Source organism: Scandinavium sp., assembly GCF_051650185.1.
Classification (GTDB): domain Bacteria; phylum Pseudomonadota; class Gammaproteobacteria; order Enterobacterales; family Enterobacteriaceae; genus Scandinavium.
Window position 1 is genome coordinate 154,959 of the sequence record NZ_JBOFIN010000146.1, and the last position, 17,002, is coordinate 171,960.

Sequence of the window (17,002 nt, forward strand, 5' to 3'; positions counted from 1 at the left end):
GCATTTTTGAGCCCGATCACTCACCCTTTCACGTCCTCCCCTGGATTACTCAGGAAGGAGGAGTTAGCGCTGGCGTAACGCTGGCAAAATGAGAAAAAACTGACAACAGGTGAACGGAATGAAACTTGCCGCTCTGCTTCCTCTTCTGCTGCCCGGCATGGCGTTGGCAGCATGGACTTCTGCGGATTTCCCCGCCTTTAAGCCTGAAGGCACGGGGAAGTTTGTCAGTCAGCAAAAGCTCGCGAAGGGTACTCGTCCTTTAACTTTAAATTTTGACCAGCAGTGCTGGCAGCCTTCCGGCACCGTCAAACTGAACGAGATGCTCTCGCTGGAACCCTGCCATGGCACACCGCCACAATGGCGGCTTTTCCGCGACGGTTTATACACGTTAACGCTCGATACCCGCTCAGGCACGCCAACGCTGATGTTAGGGGTGGAAAGTGCCGTCGCAAATACGACAAAAGTTGAAGTTCGCCAATGCCCTCGTTGGGATGGAAAACCGCTCACGGTGGATGTCAGCAAAACCTTTGCTGAAGGCAGCAAAGTTCGTGATTTTTACAGCGGACAAACCGTGGTGGTCAGCAACGGCAAAATCACACTTCAGCCCGATCCCAGCAGCAACGGGCTGCTGTTGCTGGAAAACGCACAAACAACCGAGCCCGCCGCTTTTAACTGGCACAACGCGACGGTCTACTTCGTGCTCACGGACCGTTATGTGAACGGTAATCCCGCCAACGACAACAGCTATGGTCGCCACAAAGACGGCATGCAGGAGATAGGCACTTTTCACGGCGGCGATCTGCAAGGGCTCACAACGAAACTGGATTATCTGCAGCAGCTGGGCGCCAACGCGCTGTGGATTAGCTCCCCTCTCGAGCAAATCCACGGTTGGGTGGGCGGCGGCACCAAAGGTGATTTCCCGCATTACGCCTATCACGGCTACTACCCGCAGGACTGGACGAAGCTCGACGCCAATATGGGAACGGAAGACGATTTGCGCCATTTGGTCGACGAAGCCCATAAGCGGGGCATTCGCGTGTTGTTTGACGTTGTCATGAACCATACGGGTTACGCCACGCTTGCCGATATGCAGCAATACCAGTTTGGCGCGCTCTATCTGCAAGGCGATGAGTTGAAGAAAACGCTGGGCGAACGCTGGACTGACTGGAAACCCGGCGCAGGGCAAAGCTGGCATAGCTTTAATGATTACATCAATTTCAGCGATAAAGCCGCATGGGAAAAATGGTGGGGTAAGCAGTGGATCCGCACCGATATCGGCGATTATGACAACCCGGGCTTTGACGATCTGACGATGTCACTCGCCTTTTTACCCGATTTGAAAACCGAATCGAAAGCCGTGTCTGGGTTGCCTGTTTTTTATCAACACAAACCCGATACCGCCGCAAAAGCGATTGCGGGCTACACGCCGCGCGATTACCTCACTCATTGGTTGAGCCAATGGGTTCGTGATTACGGCATTGATGGTTTCCGGGTGGATACGGCCAAACACGTCGAGCTTCCGGCGTGGGATCAGCTTAAAACGCAGGCCACCGCCGCACTGGCAGAATGGAAAAAAGCGAACCCAGACAAAGCACTGGATAACTCACCGTTCTGGATGACGGGTGAAGCCTGGGGCCACGGCGTGATGCAAAGCGAATACTATCGCCACGGTTTCGACGCGATGATCAACTTTGATTACCAGGACCAGGCGGCAAAAGCGGTCGATTGCTTCGCCACTATCGACATGACCTGGCAGCAGATGGCTGAGAGCCTGCAAGGCTTCAACGTGCTGAGCTATCTTTCCTCACACGATACCCGCCTCTTCCGTGAGGGAGGAAGTGAAGCGGCTGAACGGTTGATGCTTGCCCCAGGTGCCGTGCAAATTTTCTATGGTGACGAATCTGCCCGTCCGTTTGGACCCACCGGTTCCGATCCGTTACAGGGCACGCGTTCAGACATGAACTGGCAGGATGTTAGCGGCAAAAACGCGGCAACGGTTGCTCACTGGAAGAAACTGGGTCAGTTCCGCGCCCGCCATCCGGCGATTGGGATGGGCACGCAAACCACGCTCTCTTTATCACAAGGCTATGGATTCGTCCGTGAACGCGGCGAAGATAAAGTCATGGTCGTCTGGGCCGGAAAACCCTGACCAAAACAAAATCCCTCTTCAGCCTGAAGAGGGATCGTCCACCTCACTCTTAAACTTCAGCACGAATGCCTGAACCAGGCGCGCCCCGGTAGTTTGCACCTCACTGGCGCAGGGGGTATGTTTAGCCCCTGAACCCAGATCAACAAAACACCTGCATATGACTTTTTCAGCTTTTGGCGACAAATTCACCCGTCATTCCGGTATCACCCGCCTGATGGAAGACCTTAACGATGGCCTGCGTACGCCCGGTGCCATCATGCTTGGCGGCGGTAACCCGGCGCAGATCCCGCAGATGAACACCTATTTTCATCAGCTGCTGGCGGACATGCTGGAGAGCGGTAAAGCCACGGAAGCCCTGTGTAACTATGATGGCCCACAGGGGAAATCAGAGCTGCTGGCCCTGCTGGCGGAGATGCTGCGTGACGAACTGGGCTGGGATATCGGCCCACAGAATATTGCACTGACAAACGGCAGCCAGAGCGCGTTTTTCTACTTGTTCAATCTCTTCGCCGGACGCCGCGCCGACGGTTCGACCCGAAAAGTGCTGTTCCCACTGACGCCGGAATACATCGGTTATGCGGATTCCGGCCTTGAGGACGATTTGTTTGTCTCTGCGCGCCCGAACATCGAGCTGCTGCCAGAAGGCCAGTTCAAGTATCACGTGGACTTTGAACATCTGCGTGTCACTGAAGAAACCGGGATGATTTGTGTCTCGCGCCCGACCAACCCCACGGGCAACGTGATCACCGATGAAGAGCTGATGAAGCTTGACGTGCTGGCTAATCAGCACGGTATTCCGCTGGTTATCGATAACGCTTACGGCGTGCCGTTCCCGGGTATTATCTTTAGCGAAGCGCGTCCGCTGTGGAACCCTAATATCGTGTTGTGCATGAGCCTTTCCAAACTCGGCCTGCCGGGCAGCCGCTGCGGGATAATCATCGCCAACGAGAAAATCATCAGCGCCATCAGCAACATGAACGGGATTATCAGCCTGTCGCCAGGCGGCATTGGCCCGGCCATGATGTGCGAAATGATTAAGCGCAAAGATCTGCTACGCCTTTCAGAAACGGTCATTAAGCCTTTCTATTACCAGCGCGTTCAGGAAACTATCGCCATTATCCGCCGTTATTTGCCAGAAGAGCGCTGCCTGATCCATAAACCCGAAGGCGCCATTTTCCTGTGGCTGTGGTTTAAAGACTTGCCCGTCACCACAGAAGTGCTCTACCAGCGTCTGAAAAAGCGTGGCGTGTTGATGGTGCCGGGTGATTTCTTCTTCCCGGGGCTCGATAAACCGTGGCCGCATACGCATCAGTGCATGCGGATGAATTATGTCCCTGAGCCCGATAAAATCGAAGCGGGGGTCAAAATTCTTGCCGAGGAAATAGAATTAGCCTGGCAAGAGAGCGGTTGTTAAATAAAAGGGCTCTGAATAACAGGGCCCATTTTTTTCCGTGATCGGCAGCTTAAAATAACGATATATCCCTCATTAAAAACGCTCATTGTTTTATTAGGATTGCTCTTAAATTTCTCCTGTATTTAATTACCACTCCATGACAAGGCACACTATTTAGCTGTGCTTAACTAAAATAATAATCACAACTCATTGTTTTAAAATGACTCCACAACGAAGCGGTTATTTCCCTAATATATAAACCCTCAACAAACACGAATTTTCTTCTTTGCTCCTTCCTGAGGCCAGTGCAGCGTTTCTATTTCCACATACACTCATTAATACGCCGCCCGGCGTTTTATTTAGTGGAGTATTGTTATGGCCTCGAATAACGTTAGCCACTTAAGCGTTATCGCAGTGGCGGTGCTACTCGCCTTTTCTCTTTCTGCCTGCAGCGGCAGCGGAGGGGGAAGTCATTCAACTGCAAAAACAAACCCAACGACTGGCAGCAGCGGATCAGGATCTGATGATGGCAGCGGTGGCGGCACAACTGCCAATAACGGTGGTGGTAATGGTTCCGGCAGCGGAGGAACAGGCTCCGGTGGTGGAGGAACAGGCACTGGCGGTGGCGGTACAGGCACCGGTGGCGGAGGAACGGGTACTGGCGGTGGAGGTACCGGAACCGGTGGCGGAGGAACAGGCTCCGGTGGTGGCACCTCGACAGCAGCGCTGAACAATGTCCTGAGCGATACGGGTAAAACCGTGACGGCCGTCGGCACAACAGTCGACAGCCTGGGCAGCCAGTTGCCAACCGATAACCCGGTGACTTCGACAGTCTCTACCACCGTCACCGGCGTGGGTGATGCCGTGTCTACCGTCGGGACGGGTGTCACGACCGGGATAGGCAATCCAACCAATCCTAATGGTGTCGGCACCACGGTGAAAGGTGTGACCACCACCGTAACCTCACTCGGGAATACGGTTTCCACGGTCGGCACCGATCTTTCGAGCACAACTTCAGGCACTCCACTGGGTGGAGCAACAGGCGTTGTGGGCAATGTTGTGAACAGCACCGGGCAGCTCGTCAGCAATACCGGCACCGGCCTCACCAGCACAGTGAACAGCGCTGGCGTGACCAAACTGACCACCGACACCACCACCGTAGTGGATAAAACGCTCGGCGGCGTGCAGGGCGTCACACAGGAAGTCGGTACCACCACTGGCCTTGGCGCACCGGTCAATAATCTGCTGACTCAGGTTGGCACCTCCGTTAGCGATGTCGGCACCAAAGTCGGCGGCACCAATTCAGGGCTGAATGGCGTCGGTCAGGTGGTTCAAAACGTAGGGCAAACGGTGACTGATACCGGCGGGCTGGTGAAACCAACCACATCATCCACCAGCAGCAGTGGTGGCAATGTGTCGGCCAACGCCTCGGTGAACACCAATAACAATGGACTGGTCGCGAACGTGAACACCACCGTGAATACGCTGACGGCAGGCGTGACTGCCAATGCAGGCACCAGCACCACATCACAGAGTAGCGCCAACACCAATCCGCTGAACGGGCTGAACACGCTTGTCGGCGACATCCTCACACCGAAACATAACTAAGTTGCTCTTTTCTGTGCCCCCGGAAAGGGGGCACATTTCACAGCAGTGATCACCCGCAAAGACGGGACTAAGAACAGGGATTGCACTATGAAACAGCACGCTTATTTTGCGCTGCCTGCTCTGCTCTTGCTGAGCCTGGCTCGTGCCGATACTCTGCCAGCCATTATCGACCCCAGCAATCCGGCTAAAGCCGCGCCGGATATTGCGCCACCTGCGCCAGCGACCCCTGCGCCTAAAGTGACAGTCCAAAAACCGGAGTCCAGACTGACGCCGGATACGCCGATACAGATCAACCACATTCAGTTCATTGGCGGGACCGTTTACCCGCTAAAGTCGTTGCTGGAACCCTTTCGCCCCTACGCCAACAAAACCATTCCGCTAAAGACGCTGGCGGGGCTGGTAAACGATATCACCCAGCGCTACAAAGCCGACGGTTATCCGCTTTCCTACGCCTGGCTGCCGGATAACAACTTTCAGGGCGGTAACATCAAAATCGTGCTGGTTGAAGGCTACGTCGCGCACAGCGATATCAACAGCAACAACCCGGATGTCGCCGCTCGCCTGAAAAGGTTGTCTGAAAAAATCATGGCGGAAAAGCCGCTCACTCAGGACACCTTCGATCGATACAGCCAGCTGATGACCCAAACGCCCGGCGTGCCGATTGAGGCCAACGCCCAGTTGCCGAAGAACATTTATGGCGCGGCGGCGATGCAGGTGACCGGCATGCAGCCGCATATCTGGGATATCTCTTCCACGCTCGACACACGTAAAGGCCAGAATCTGGCGCTGGTCAACGGCACACTCAGCAACCTGACGAGCTATGGCGATCAGCTGGGCGTGGCGACGCTGATCCCGCTCGATAAAGACACGCGGAAGACTTACCTCGGCCTGAACTGGCAGCAGTTTTTGAACGACGAAGGGCTGACCATGCAGCTAAAAGGCAGCTACTACCGCGAAAATCCGCAGGACTTTACGCCGCTGCTTGCTCTGCCCAATAACATCACCGTCGATGCCCGGCAAAAATCGACCCAGTACAACGGCGGCGTCAGCTTTGGCTACCCGCTTATCCTGACCCGCAAAAAACAGCTCAACATCACCGGGGGCTTTGACTACACCGATCGACGCGACGATTACGATTTGCAGGCAAAACTGGCCGGGCAAACCTACGGCCTCGACGCCCAACATCAGCACGTGCGCTACCCGGCATTCGAATTAGGCATTAACGGCACGCGCAATTTCGACACAGCCAGCCTCAGCAGTCGGCTGGCATTTCGTCAGGGCATTGATGGGCTCGGCGCTGATGCCGCGCCTTCGCAAGGAACCGACCTTAATTTTACGCTGTGGAAAGGCTATCTGGATGCGGCGTGGATGATGGCCGAAAACTGGAAGCTTTCGACGTCATGGGAAGGTGACTGGTCGAACAATGATTTGCCGGAGCCGGAACGCGTGAGCTTCGGCGCACAGCATTTTGGTCGGGGCTATCAGGACAGCGAAGCCAGCGGCGATTACGGCTACGGCGGCCAGCTTGAATTACGCTATCTGCATATGCGCAAAGACAGCACCTGGCTTGCGACCATTCAACCCTACGTGCTCACCGACACTGCGCAAACCTGGTACAACCAACCGGGCCTTCGCCATCAGCGCCTCGGTTCCGTCGCGGCCGGGGTGATGGTGGGCGATAACCGCCATTACAGCGTCAGCGTCGAAGCCGCAAAACCGGTCGGCGATGTGCCAACAGACAACAACAACCGCGACTGGCGCTACAGCCTGACGCTGACGTGGAATTTTAACAATCTGCGCTAAGGTGCCTCTCCCAAAGGAGAGGCAGTGAGCTTAGAACGTGGTCCAGTTGTCCGCATTGGCGCCCGCTTTAAGGGGCTTTATCGCTTTCTCGCTCTGCGCGCTGGGGCGGCGTCGTACCTGAGTCAGCGGATCGCTGGAGATACTGAAAACGGACACCGCTTCTTCCAGCTTCAGCGCCTGCTCTTCAAGGCTGCTCGCCGCCGAGGAGGATTCCACCACCAGCGCGGCGTTTTGCTGAGTGGTGGTGTCCATTTCCGCCATCGCCTGGGAAATCTGGCTGATCCCACGGCTTTGCTCATCGGTCGCCGACGCAATCTCATTCATGATATCGCGCACCTGTCCTACGGACGTTTCAATGTCCGCCATGGCGCTGCCCGCCTGCTCAACCAGACGGAAACCGGTATCAACAATGCTCACCGACTCCTGAATCAACGTCTCAATCTCTTTTGCCGACTGGGCGCTACGCTGGGCCAGATTACGGACTTCACCCGCCACAACGGCAAACCCTTTGCCTTGTTCGCCCGCTCTCGCCGCCTCCACCGCGGCGTTAAGCGCCAGAATATTGGTCTGGAATGCAATGCCGTTAATCACCGTGGTGATTTCAGAAATTCGGTGGGCGCTGCTCTGCACAGAGCGCATCGTTTCCACCACCGAGCGGGAAATTTCACAGCCCTGATTGGCTTTGTCCGCTGCCTGCTCCGAAAGCCTGTGTGCCTGAGTCGCATTTTCCGCATTCAGGGCCACGGTCGAGGTGAGCTCTTCCATGCTGGCGGCGGTTTCAACCACTGCGGCGGCCTGCTGTTCGGTACGCGAAGACAGGTCGATATTGCCCCGGGCAATTTCCGTTGAAGAGTGGCTAACGTTCGCCACACCGTCCCGAACATCGTGAATAATGTGCTTCAGATTGTTGTTCATTAATGCCATCGCCTGCATCAGCTTCCCGAGCTCGTCGCGCCGCTGAGTTTCGACGGAGTGGGTCAGGTCGCCTTCGGCAATATACTCGGCAAGCGTGAGCGTTTCCTGTAATGGGCGAGTGATCGCGCGAGTGATCAGCCAGGCCAGCATTACGCCGATAAGAATGCCCAGCACGGTGACCAGTTGCATCGTCATCTGGACGCGGTGAACGATATCCTCAACCGTATTTTCCTGAAGCGTATGCAAAGCATTGATGGAATCAGTCAGGTTTGCTGCCCGGCTATAAAGCTCATCAGAGGTGGTATTGAGCTGCCGCCAGGCGGACTGATAGGGTTGCAGCGCGCCAATGAAGTTGTTCAATGACTGGAGGATTTCTTTGTTGAGCTGAAGCTCTTTTTCCGGCAGCCAGCCCTGAATGTTCTGCGCGTAGGCAATCCCATCCTGAAGCCGCGCTTTCGTCGCGCTCAGCTGTTTGTCGGTGGGGTTATTTTTGAAATCCGTCATGACCGAGTCGATATCGTTCAACAGAAAGGCCAGTTCTGCGGCCTGATATTTCTGCTCGACGGGCAAAGTCTCGTTCAGGCTTAACGTCGCAATGACTCTGGAGTCATCGCAAATGCCGTCAGAATTCAGCTGACTGGCAGCCTCAATTTTCGCCCTCATGGCCTGGTTAAACGGCCCACGTCCGGCGACATAACTGTTCACGGCATTTTCGGTTTTCAGCAATAAAGCGCTCCCTTCCGGAGACCAGCTGTATTGCCTGAGATTTGTCAGCAATTGGCCCATCTGCTGAAGTGCCACCCCGTTCTTCTGCAAGTATTTTTCATCCGCGGTGTATTGATAATAGGTTCGATTTAAACGGGCATCGAACAGTTTATTGATAACCTGAACGCTAATGGCACCTTTAGTGACCTTATCCTGAATATTCTTCAACCCCACTACGCTGGTAATCAGGATAGCTATCATTATCGCGATGATGGCAATGAACCCAACGGCCAGTTTATTCCCGATCTTCAAATTTAAGAAAAAGGAAGAAATTTTCATAGAATCACCTGATTCAATATTATAGAAACCTTCACCCCGAAGTCAGGCTACGGGATTACGATTTGCCAGTCCTTTGACCGTTAAAAACCCAAACACAAAATGCAAATAAAAAAATTCCCTGAGCATACGCTACCCAGGGAAAAATGAGTCAGGAAGACATCACTCTCCCAACGCAATCTCACTATTTATTGGTTAGTTATTTGCCACGTCGCTTTCTTTAACATACACCGGGCGTACCTGAGCGTCGGTGATTCGATACCCTTCCCCTTTGACATAGATAACAAAGTTTTCGGGCAAGCCTAATAACTCAAGCTTCTTGCTTAAATTATTCAATACCTGCCATAAACGCTGTGAAGAGCAACTTAAATTATTTTCTTCCCATACTTTACGAATCAGCTCATCTTTACTGACCGGGCGTTGCCGGGCATTTCTCATCAGATAGAGAAAAAGCTCGAGCATGGTTTTATTCAAACCGATGGTTACAAAGACAATACTTTGATCAGCATGTCGGGACGGCAAGCGATAAAGCCTTTGATTATGAATATCAAAGTGGATTTCGCGGCCGATAATAAAGCCATGTAACTGATAGTCCATTCTGGCAACCTGGGAAAAACGTTAACAACCACTGGCTCCAGCACATCGTCGTAACTAATTCATTACTGTTTGTGCGGTCTAATATAAATCAACTCACAAGAGTTTCAATCTCCGTCATAAAGTGAATAACGCACTACAATCAGGATCAGGATGCAAAACAAAGCACCAGCTAAAATGAATAAAGCAGTATATAAAACCATTCCATAGGGTTTCCCTGAGGGCTCCTGCCACGAAGTTAATTTATGTCAATAGCTCAACATAAAACGACATATTGACGAAAGTTATCAGAATAATATTCTGCACCGCAGCGTTCTGTTGTCGAGATGCACTATACTTCTGGGTAATCAGCCATTGCGCAGGGCTACTGATTTTCCGTTGTCACAGCATAGGGCACAGAGGATAAAAATGAGGAGTGAAGTTCGCTGATCTCTTCTGATTCAGACCTTTTACATCAGGCATCACAGGATAATCAGGCTTTTTGTGGCCATGCAGAAACATGAAAGAAATCTACCTTATCAATGAGATAGTTTTGTTTAGCCCGCAAGAGGGAAGCCTCACGCCACGTCACAGCTGGCCTGCTGGCCGGGTCACTCTGCACACCCCCGCCGCCGAAAGTTTGCTGCTGCTTATGACCCATAACGGGCAACCCGTGCCGCAGAAAATGTTTTTTGAGCAGGTCTGGGAGAGAAAAGGGGCCGTCGTCTCCACCAACACGCTTTACCAAAATATCGCCTCCATCCGCAAAGCCCTCAGGATGGTCGGGCTGGAAGAAGACATTATTCGGACGCTGCCAAAACAAGGGTTTCAGTGTACGGCTTCCGTTCGCACCGGCGAGCTGGCAGATTTTCTGCCCTTGCCCACAGCAAATCCTTCCCCAGAACCCACCGCAGAATTTCCCGTACCACCACCAGCCGGCGTTACCCACCTGAAGTTGTGGGCGTTCAGCGTCCTGGTCTCCCTGCTGATGGTCGCCGGGATGATCTACTGGAATATCAGCCAGCAGCCCGTCAGGAAAGTGTCATGGTTCCCGGCAGGCACCATCGAAAATTGCACCCTTTATTCCTCCTGGTCTGGCGCCGAATATAGCCAGTCGATGTTTGATGAATTAAGGCAGAAATACCCCATCAGCTGTGCCAAAAGGACCTCGATTTACCTGAACGTGAATCGCCTGCAATCTGGCACTACGCTAATTCTCTGCAATGCACCGATTGAAAAAAGCGGCACACAGTGCCAGTCCATTATGTTTCAGGATGAAAACCATGAAGATCGCTAAACGTGGAATTATTCTCCTGCTCCCTCTTCTCACAGGGATAATATGCGCGGCATGGGCAGGAATAACCCAGTGGAAGCAAACACATTTTTCCTGCGATAGCCAGCTTTCAATGATTGGCAGCGAAGGCCAGGAAGAAGTAATCCTTCACTTTCGCTTTGATGGAAATACAGGACTTATTGAAAGCCGTGGAAAATATACGCCCAAAAAGGGCGATACTATCCCAACCAGCAATAAGATTATTTTTTCCTTTTGGCGAGAAAACAATGCACTGGTGCTGATATCGGAGGAATCCAATCAGCTGCCGAAAGTCGCGCCGGAATTATTCAGGCATATTCCTGATTTTTTCAGTACCCGAGAGCGGGGCATTCGCCTGCAGATAGTCAGGAAAAACCCGGGCGGCTATATATTCCTGTTTGAAAATACGCCAGCGTTATATTGTGCGATTACCCGGTAAAAATTAACCTGAATTAATATGCTCTTTGCAGTAACGCCGCTTCCACGCCGCAGGGGTTAACCCGGTATGCTTGCGGAAAATTTGCCGAAAGTAGCCGGGATCGCTGAATCCGCACTGTTCGGCGACGTCCTTCAGCGAACGGGCATCGCTGATGAGCATTTTCTCCGCCGCCAGCACCCGCTGTCGATGCAGCGCTTCCGTCAGCGTAAGATGAAAGACCCGGCGGTACACGCGGCCCAGATAGTCAGCATTACAGTGAAGTTCCCGAGCCAGAAGTGAGGTGGAAAGCGGCAGGTGATATTGCGTGCGGATAATCTGCTGCGCCTTGTATGCCAGCGCAACACCCGGGCTGTCGCTGGCGCTCTCCTGCAAACCTGAAGCACTGATCTGCTGCAAAATCAGCAACAAGATGCACTCCAGCGCGATGGTGCGGTGAATATTCTCCTGTTCGCTGAGAAACTGACGAAAGAGCGAAATGACGTACTGCGCGTCACTCACCCGTGCTTGTTGGGGCAGGGTCAGCAGCGTCTGCCGTAACGCAGGCTCGATTCGCGATCCCAGCCACTCAAAATGGAGCCAGTAAAATTTCAGATCTGCGGGAAATTCTCCCTCGCCGACATGACGACGCCCGGGTTTCAGCAACAGGCTTTCCCCTGCCGCGACGGTTAACAGCTCGCCCTCTTCGCGGATTTGCAACTGACCCCGTTCGACAAAAATCAGCTCCCAGGACGCCAGCGTCCTTGCAGGATGGCTCCCCACCCCACGGGAAATAAACAACCCGCCGTTCTGCACCTGAATCGGAAACGCTATGGATAATTCGAGCATGGATATTCACTTTTCCACTTTATGGTTCGTCATAAACGCTCTTTCATATTGATTATTCATCAAAAAATGCATTATCGCTGGATCACGATCACATTTTAGCAACCAGGTCGGAATCGTTATCTTTTTATACTTTCCTCTTCCCTTGTTGCCCCGGCGATTCCGGGCAGAATGAATCAGGTAGCTTGCAAACCCAACAAGAAGCCCGCCGCGATGCGGGTCACGCTCTCTGACCTACGTAAGGAGTTTTCGATGACTTCTACCCCGATTACGCAAACCGATATTGCCCGTCAGGCCGCCAGTGAAACGCTGTCGCTACGGGAAAAAATTGGTTACGGGTTAGGCGATGCCGGTGGCACGGTGATCACCTGCCTTATCATGAATTTTTTGACCTTTTTCTATACCGATGTCTTTGGCCTGACGCCCGCGCTGGTCGGCACGATGTTTATCGTCCTGCGCGTGTTTGATGCGATTTCCGACCCAGTTATGGGCGTGATTGCCGACCGAACCCAAAGCCGTTGGGGACGCTTTCGCCCCTGGCAACTGTGGGTTGCCGTGCCGATTGGCGTTATCGGCTTCCTGACCTTCACTGTGCCCGACGTCAGCATGAACATGAAAATCGTCTGGGCGTTCGCGACCTACTTGCTGCTTTCCGTTAGCTACACCGCCATCAACGTACCCTACTGTGCGCTGATCAACACCATGACCACTCGCCATTCAGAAGTGCTCGGCTGCCAGTCCTGGCGCTTTGTGTTATGCGGCGTGGCGGGCTTTTTGGTTTCCGTCGGGCTGCCGTGGCTGGTTTCAACGCTTGGCAAAGGCGATGCCGCACACGGCTATCAAATGGGTGTCGGCATTCTGTGCGGCGTGGCGGTGGTGATGTTCCTGTGCTGCTTCTTCTGGGTGCGCGAGCGTGTGCCGCTGGACGCGATGGGCAAGTTCACCCTACGCGAACACCTTGCCGGACTGCGCAAAAATGACCAGCTTCTGCTGATGCTGCTGATGTCGTTCCTGCTGATTAACGTCTTCAACATTCGCGGCGGCGGGTACATGTATTTCATCACTTACGTGCTGAAAGGCAGCACCGCGTATACCTCGTTGTTTTTCACCATGGTGACTTTCGCCTCGATCCTTGGCTCCGTGCTGGTCAGCCCGCTGTCGAAACGCATTGATACCGTCAAACTCTATTACTACACCAATATCGTGCTGGCCGCGCTGGCTGTCGTGATGTGGTTCCTGCCGACGGGCCCGGCATGGCAGACGCTGTGGCTGGCGGTGATCCTCGGCAACGGTGTGATTCTTGGCTTCACCCTGCCGCTGCACTTTGGCCTGATGGCCTTTGCCGATGACTACGGCGAATGGAAAACCGGCGTGCGCTCCTCTGGCATGAACTTCGCCTTCAACCTGTTCTGTATCAAGCTCGCATGGGCCTCCAGCGCCGGGATAATCAGCCTGGTGTTTATTTTCGTCGCCTATCAACCGGGTGCAGGCAATCAAACCGCCGCTTCACTGCAAGGCATGACGGCGATGGAGACGCTCCTGCCAGCCCTCTTCCACCTGCTGCTGGCCTTCACCATCCGCGCCTGCAAGCTCAATAATCCAATGATGTCGCGCATCAGTACCGATCTTCGCGCGCGCCATGTTCAGTCTTAAGGAGAACACTATGTCTGTGATGGAAGTCGATCTGCATAAGCTCAAAATCAGCGATCCGTTTCTGGGTCAGTATCAGCAACTGGTTCGCGATGTCGTGATCCCTTATCAGTGGGATGCGCTTAACGATCGCATCGCAGAAGCAGACCCCAGCCACGCCATTGAAAACTTCCGTATCGCCGCCGGGCTTCAACAGGGCGAGTTCTATGGCATGGTCTTTCAGGACAGCGATGTCGCGAAATGGCTGGAGGCCGTGGCGTGGTCGCTTTGCCAGAAGCCAGACGCTGAGCTGGGAAAAACCGCCGATGAAGTGATTGAACTGGTTGCCGCCGCGCAGTGCGACGACGGCTATCTCAACACTTATTTCACGGTAAAAGCCCCACAAGAACGCTGGACCAATCTGGCCGAATGCCACGAGCTCTATTGCGCCGGACACATGATAGAGGCGGGCGTTGCGTTCTTCCAGGCTACCGGCAAGCGCCGTCTGCTGGAGGTCGTGTGCAAACTCGCCGATCACATCGACTGCGTTTTCGGCCCTGGTGAAAGCCAGTTGCACGGCTATCCCGGGCATCCTGAAATCGAGCTGGCGTTAATGCGCCTCTACGAAGTCACACAAGAACCCCGCTACCAGACGCTGGTGAAATACTTCGTCGAACAACGCGGCGCGCAGCCCCATTTTTATGACATCGAGTACGAAAAGCGTGGAAAAACCTCGTACTGGAATACTTACGGCCCGGCGTGGATGGTGAAAGACAAACCCTACAGCCAGGCGCATCAACCGATTGCCGAGCAACAAACCGCGATTGGCCATGCGGTGCGCTTTGTCTATCTGATGACCGGTGTGGCGCATCTGGCGCGGCTTAGCAAGGATGAAAGCAAGCGCCAGGACTGCCTGCGGTTGTGGAATAACATGGCCCAGCGCCAGCTCTATATCACCGGTGGCATTGGCTCACAGAGCAGCGGCGAAGCGTTCAGCAGCGATTACGACCTGCCAAACGACAGCGTCTATGCCGAAAGCTGCGCCTCGATTGGCCTGATGATGTTCGCCCGCCGAATGCTGGAGATGGAAGCGGATAGCCAGTATGCCGACGTAATGGAACGCGCGTTGTACAACACGGTGCTGGGCGGCATGGCGCTGGACGGCAAACACTTCTTCTACGTGAACCCGCTGGAAGTTCATCCGAAAACACTGGCGTTCAACCACATCTACGATCACGTGAAACCCGTTCGCCAGCGCTGGTTTGGCTGCGCCTGTTGCCCACCGAATATCGCACGCGTGCTGACTTCCCTCGGCCATTACATCTACACCCCACGCGAAGATGCGCTCTACATTAACCTGTACGTCGGCAACAGTGCGGAAGTCGCGGTGGGTGACGACACGCTGCGGCTGCGCATCAGCGGCAATTTCCCATGGCAGGAGAAAGTCACGATTGCCATCGACTCACCAAAACCAGTGCAGCACACGCTGGCGCTGCGTCTGCCCGACTGGTGCGACGCGCCGCACGTTACCCTTAACGGCGTTGAGGTGAAGAAAGATATCCGCAAAGGGTATCTGCATCTCAACCGCGAATGGCACGAAGGCGATACCCTGACGCTCACACTGCCCATGCCAGTACGGCGCGTTTATGGCAACCCGTTGGTGCGCCATGTCGCCGGAAAAGTGGCCGTTCAGCGCGGGCCGCTGGTTTATTGCCTTGAGCAGGCTGATAATGGCGAAGAGCTGCACAACCTCTGGCTGCCAGAAAACGCCACCTTCAACGCCTTCGAAGGCAAAGGCCTGTTTGCTCACAAAGTGTTGATTCAGGCCGAAGGCATTCGCCAAAGCGCAGAAAAACCCGAGCAGCAATCGTTATGGCATTACGACCGCTCGCCATCCTCAGCAACATCACAAACCCTGACCTTTATCCCGTGGTTCAGTTGGGCCAACCGCGGCGAAGGGGAAATGCGTATTTGGGTGAATGAGGGATGATTAGCCCAGCAGCACACGCCGTGCTGCTTCGGCTAAAAACGCGCTTCGGTTACTGAAGCGCGGATGCTCGCCCACAAAGGTATCAATTTTGACTAACAGACGGCGTGGCAGAGTGATATTGATTCGCTCTGCGCGTCCGTCAAATTGATTCATGTTGATATCAACCAACAGCCATTGCCCGCCAGCAAAGTCCTCAGCATGGGTTTCAAGATGGCCTTCCACTTTCCCAGGATTGGGAATGTCTTGATTCATTTCACACAGCGTTTCGAAATGCGCGGTTAACGCGCTTCTCGCATCCTGAAATGCCTCGTCCAGCGAATCCCCGGCGAAGTAGCATCCGGGCACGTCCGGGAAAAAACCGCTGGCGCTGCCGTCAGTATCAGAATGGATATAAGCCGGATAGAACATGATCGCTCCTCAGAGGATTAGGGTTTAATCCCGGCTTGACGCCAAATCTGCGCCAATGTACCAGGTTTGATATCTTTCCTGGGGTGGGGGACCGTCACCAACCCAACACGCTCAGGATGGCAGAATTGATGATGACTTCCTTTCACGCGCTTCTGGAACCAGCCATGCTTTTTCAGCACCACGATGACATCCGCACTGGTCATGCTCCCTGCCTTAGATGATTATACACATCATACACACAAAATCAGTAATCATGACACTATCCGAATCTGGCTAGCGGTGCATAGCGGCACATTCCCCTTCCTGAAACCCACACGCAAGAAACGTCTACGGCCTGCAACCTTGCACGCCCTTTTGCGACCCGCCTCTGATTTGTCAATCTGTGTGCTTTACGCTGACAGAATTTGACAATTGATGACCAGGCAGTAATCATAAAGTTAATTACTGACCAGGCAGCTATCATGAATTCCTCAACACCTTCCCAAAACAAAAACCTGCATCTGGGTTTGCTTTTTCATCTGGCAAACCAGTTTAAAGACCAGCTTATCGGCCACTATTTTTCCGGCAGCGGCATCACCGCGCCGCAATTTAAAGTGTTGATTAATATCTTCAAAGGCAACACCAGCCCGGCTGAAATCTGCAAGAGTTTGCAGATGGATACCGGGGCGATGAGCCGGATGGTGGAACGGATGGTGAAAAGTGAGTTGATTGAACGTCACCCCAACCCGCAGGACAAACGGCAGGTGATCCTGGCCCTGACGGACAAAGGGCAGACGCTGTGCAATACGTTTCAGAATGAAGCCCTGACCACCATTCTGGCTGAATTAACCGCCCGTTTGACGCCTGATGAATCCCGTCAGTTACAAGAACTGCTTATCAAAATGCTGCCGGATGAATTTACGGCCCCTCATCGCTAATTA

Annotated in this window: 14 protein-coding genes; 9 read left to right on the top strand and 5 right to left on the bottom strand. The window is 53.7% G+C overall.

Annotation, left to right across the window (positions count from 1 at the left end; all coding sequences use genetic code 11):
• The first annotated feature begins 118 nt into the window (after positions 1 to 118).
• From ACRCWW_RS20755 to ACRCWW_RS20770, 4 genes are all read left to right on the top strand, one after another.
• Complete coding sequence (locus tag ACRCWW_RS20755; protein ID WP_438684087.1) at positions 119 to 2,149, top strand: alpha-amylase; 2,031 nt, start codon at positions 119 to 121, stop codon at positions 2,147 to 2,149.
• Positions 2,150 to 2,306: 157 nt separating this feature from the next.
• Positions 2,307 to 3,563 (top strand): valine--pyruvate transaminase, encoded by a 1,257-nt coding sequence (avtA, locus tag ACRCWW_RS20760; protein ID WP_438684088.1) that lies wholly within the window; start codon positions 2,307 to 2,309, stop codon positions 3,561 to 3,563.
• 354 nt (positions 3,564 to 3,917) lie between these two features.
• Positions 3,918 to 5,150 carry a collagen-like triple helix repeat-containing protein gene (locus ACRCWW_RS20765; RefSeq protein WP_438684089.1) on the top strand — a complete coding sequence of 411 codons (1,233 nt, stop codon included), beginning with the start codon at positions 3,918 to 3,920 and terminating at the stop codon, positions 5,148 to 5,150.
• A gap of 87 nt (positions 5,151 to 5,237) precedes the next feature.
• On the top strand, positions 5,238 to 6,953 hold the full coding sequence (locus tag ACRCWW_RS20770) for a ShlB/FhaC/HecB family hemolysin secretion/activation protein (RefSeq protein ID WP_438684090.1): 1,716 nt from the start codon (positions 5,238 to 5,240) through the stop codon (positions 6,951 to 6,953).
• Between the two features lie 30 nt (positions 6,954 to 6,983).
• Here ACRCWW_RS20770 and ACRCWW_RS20775 read toward each other — a convergent pair whose 3' ends face one another.
• Positions 6,984 to 8,912 (bottom strand): methyl-accepting chemotaxis protein, encoded by a 1,929-nt coding sequence (locus ACRCWW_RS20775; RefSeq protein WP_438684091.1) that lies wholly within the window; start codon positions 8,910 to 8,912, stop codon positions 6,984 to 6,986.
• A gap of 192 nt (positions 8,913 to 9,104) precedes the next feature.
• Positions 9,105 to 9,506, bottom strand: coding sequence for a winged helix-turn-helix domain-containing protein (locus ACRCWW_RS20780; RefSeq protein WP_438684092.1), 402 nt, complete (start codon positions 9,504 to 9,506; stop codon positions 9,105 to 9,107).
• 496 nt (positions 9,507 to 10,002) lie between these two features.
• Here ACRCWW_RS20780 and ACRCWW_RS20785 point away from each other — a divergent pair, with 496 nt between their 5' ends.
• Complete coding sequence (locus ACRCWW_RS20785) at positions 10,003 to 10,779, top strand: winged helix-turn-helix domain-containing protein (protein ID WP_438684093.1); 777 nt, start codon at positions 10,003 to 10,005, stop codon at positions 10,777 to 10,779.
• A complete protein-coding gene (locus ACRCWW_RS20790; RefSeq protein ID WP_438684094.1) occupies positions 10,766 to 11,233 on the top strand; it encodes a hypothetical protein in 468 nt (155 codons plus the stop codon). The genes ACRCWW_RS20785 and ACRCWW_RS20790 overlap by 14 nt, the downstream gene beginning before the upstream one ends.
• 3 nt (positions 11,234 to 11,236) lie before the next feature.
• Here ACRCWW_RS20790 and ACRCWW_RS20795 read toward each other — a convergent pair whose 3' ends face one another.
• A complete protein-coding gene (locus tag ACRCWW_RS20795; protein ID WP_438684095.1) occupies positions 11,237 to 12,058 on the bottom strand; it encodes a helix-turn-helix domain-containing protein in 822 nt (273 codons plus the stop codon).
• A gap of 249 nt (positions 12,059 to 12,307) precedes the next feature.
• Here ACRCWW_RS20795 and ACRCWW_RS20800 point away from each other — a divergent pair, with 249 nt between their 5' ends.
• Entirely contained in the window at positions 12,308 to 13,708 is a 1,401-nt protein-coding gene (locus ACRCWW_RS20800) for an MFS transporter (protein WP_438684096.1), read from the top strand.
• A gap of 10 nt (positions 13,709 to 13,718) precedes the next feature.
• Positions 13,719 to 15,674 (top strand): glycoside hydrolase family 127 protein, encoded by a 1,956-nt coding sequence (locus ACRCWW_RS20805; RefSeq protein WP_438684097.1) that lies wholly within the window; start codon positions 13,719 to 13,721, stop codon positions 15,672 to 15,674.
• On the opposite strand, the gene ACRCWW_RS20810 is transcribed toward ACRCWW_RS20805, so the two are convergent.
• Both ACRCWW_RS20810 and ACRCWW_RS20815 read right to left on the bottom strand, forming a co-directional pair.
• Positions 15,675 to 16,082 carry a type II toxin-antitoxin system HicB family antitoxin gene (locus ACRCWW_RS20810; RefSeq protein WP_438684098.1) on the bottom strand — a complete coding sequence of 136 codons (408 nt, stop codon included), beginning with the start codon at positions 16,080 to 16,082 and terminating at the stop codon, positions 15,675 to 15,677. It lies immediately after the preceding gene.
• A 17-nt stretch (positions 16,083 to 16,099) separates the two neighbouring features.
• Positions 16,100 to 16,285, bottom strand: coding sequence for a type II toxin-antitoxin system HicA family toxin (locus ACRCWW_RS20815; protein WP_438684099.1), 186 nt, complete (start codon positions 16,283 to 16,285; stop codon positions 16,100 to 16,102).
• A gap of 258 nt (positions 16,286 to 16,543) precedes the next feature.
• Here ACRCWW_RS20815 and ACRCWW_RS20820 point away from each other — a divergent pair, with 258 nt between their 5' ends.
• Positions 16,544 to 16,999 carry a MarR family transcriptional regulator gene (locus tag ACRCWW_RS20820; RefSeq protein WP_438684100.1) on the top strand — a complete coding sequence of 152 codons (456 nt, stop codon included), beginning with the start codon at positions 16,544 to 16,546 and terminating at the stop codon, positions 16,997 to 16,999.
• The last annotated feature ends 3 nt before the right edge of the window (positions 17,000 to 17,002 follow it).

Excerpts from the sequence above, each read along its gene's own strand:
- ACRCWW_RS20820 (WP_438684100.1), top strand. The coding sequence starts at position 16,544 with ATGAATTCCTCAACACCTTCCCAAAACAAAAACCTGCATCTGGGTTTG.
- ACRCWW_RS20755 (WP_438684087.1), top strand. The coding sequence starts at position 119 with ATGAAACTTGCCGCTCTGCTTCCTCTTCTGCTGCCCGGCATGGCGTTG.
- ACRCWW_RS20790 (WP_438684094.1), top strand. The coding sequence starts at position 10,766 with ATGAAGATCGCTAAACGTGGAATTATTCTCCTGCTCCCTCTTCTCACA.
- ACRCWW_RS20765 (WP_438684089.1), top strand. The coding sequence starts at position 3,918 with ATGGCCTCGAATAACGTTAGCCACTTAAGCGTTATCGCAGTGGCGGTG.
- ACRCWW_RS20770 (WP_438684090.1), top strand. The coding sequence starts at position 5,238 with ATGAAACAGCACGCTTATTTTGCGCTGCCTGCTCTGCTCTTGCTGAGC.
- ACRCWW_RS20810 (WP_438684098.1), bottom strand. The coding sequence starts at position 16,082 with ATGTTCTATCCGGCTTATATCCATTCTGATACTGACGGCAGCGCCAGC.
- ACRCWW_RS20775 (WP_438684091.1), bottom strand. The coding sequence starts at position 8,912 with ATGAAAATTTCTTCCTTTTTCTTAAATTTGAAGATCGGGAATAAACTG.
- ACRCWW_RS20800 (WP_438684096.1), top strand. The coding sequence starts at position 12,308 with ATGACTTCTACCCCGATTACGCAAACCGATATTGCCCGTCAGGCCGCC.
- ACRCWW_RS20815 (WP_438684099.1), bottom strand. The coding sequence starts at position 16,285 with ATGACCAGTGCGGATGTCATCGTGGTGCTGAAAAAGCATGGCTGGTTC.
- ACRCWW_RS20785 (WP_438684093.1), top strand. The coding sequence starts at position 10,003 with ATGAAAGAAATCTACCTTATCAATGAGATAGTTTTGTTTAGCCCGCAA.
- avtA (WP_438684088.1), top strand. The coding sequence starts at position 2,307 with ATGACTTTTTCAGCTTTTGGCGACAAATTCACCCGTCATTCCGGTATC.
- ACRCWW_RS20780 (WP_438684092.1), bottom strand. The coding sequence starts at position 9,506 with ATGGACTATCAGTTACATGGCTTTATTATCGGCCGCGAAATCCACTTT.
- ACRCWW_RS20805 (WP_438684097.1), top strand. The coding sequence starts at position 13,719 with ATGTCTGTGATGGAAGTCGATCTGCATAAGCTCAAAATCAGCGATCCG.
- ACRCWW_RS20795 (WP_438684095.1), bottom strand. The coding sequence starts at position 12,058 with ATGCTCGAATTATCCATAGCGTTTCCGATTCAGGTGCAGAACGGCGGG.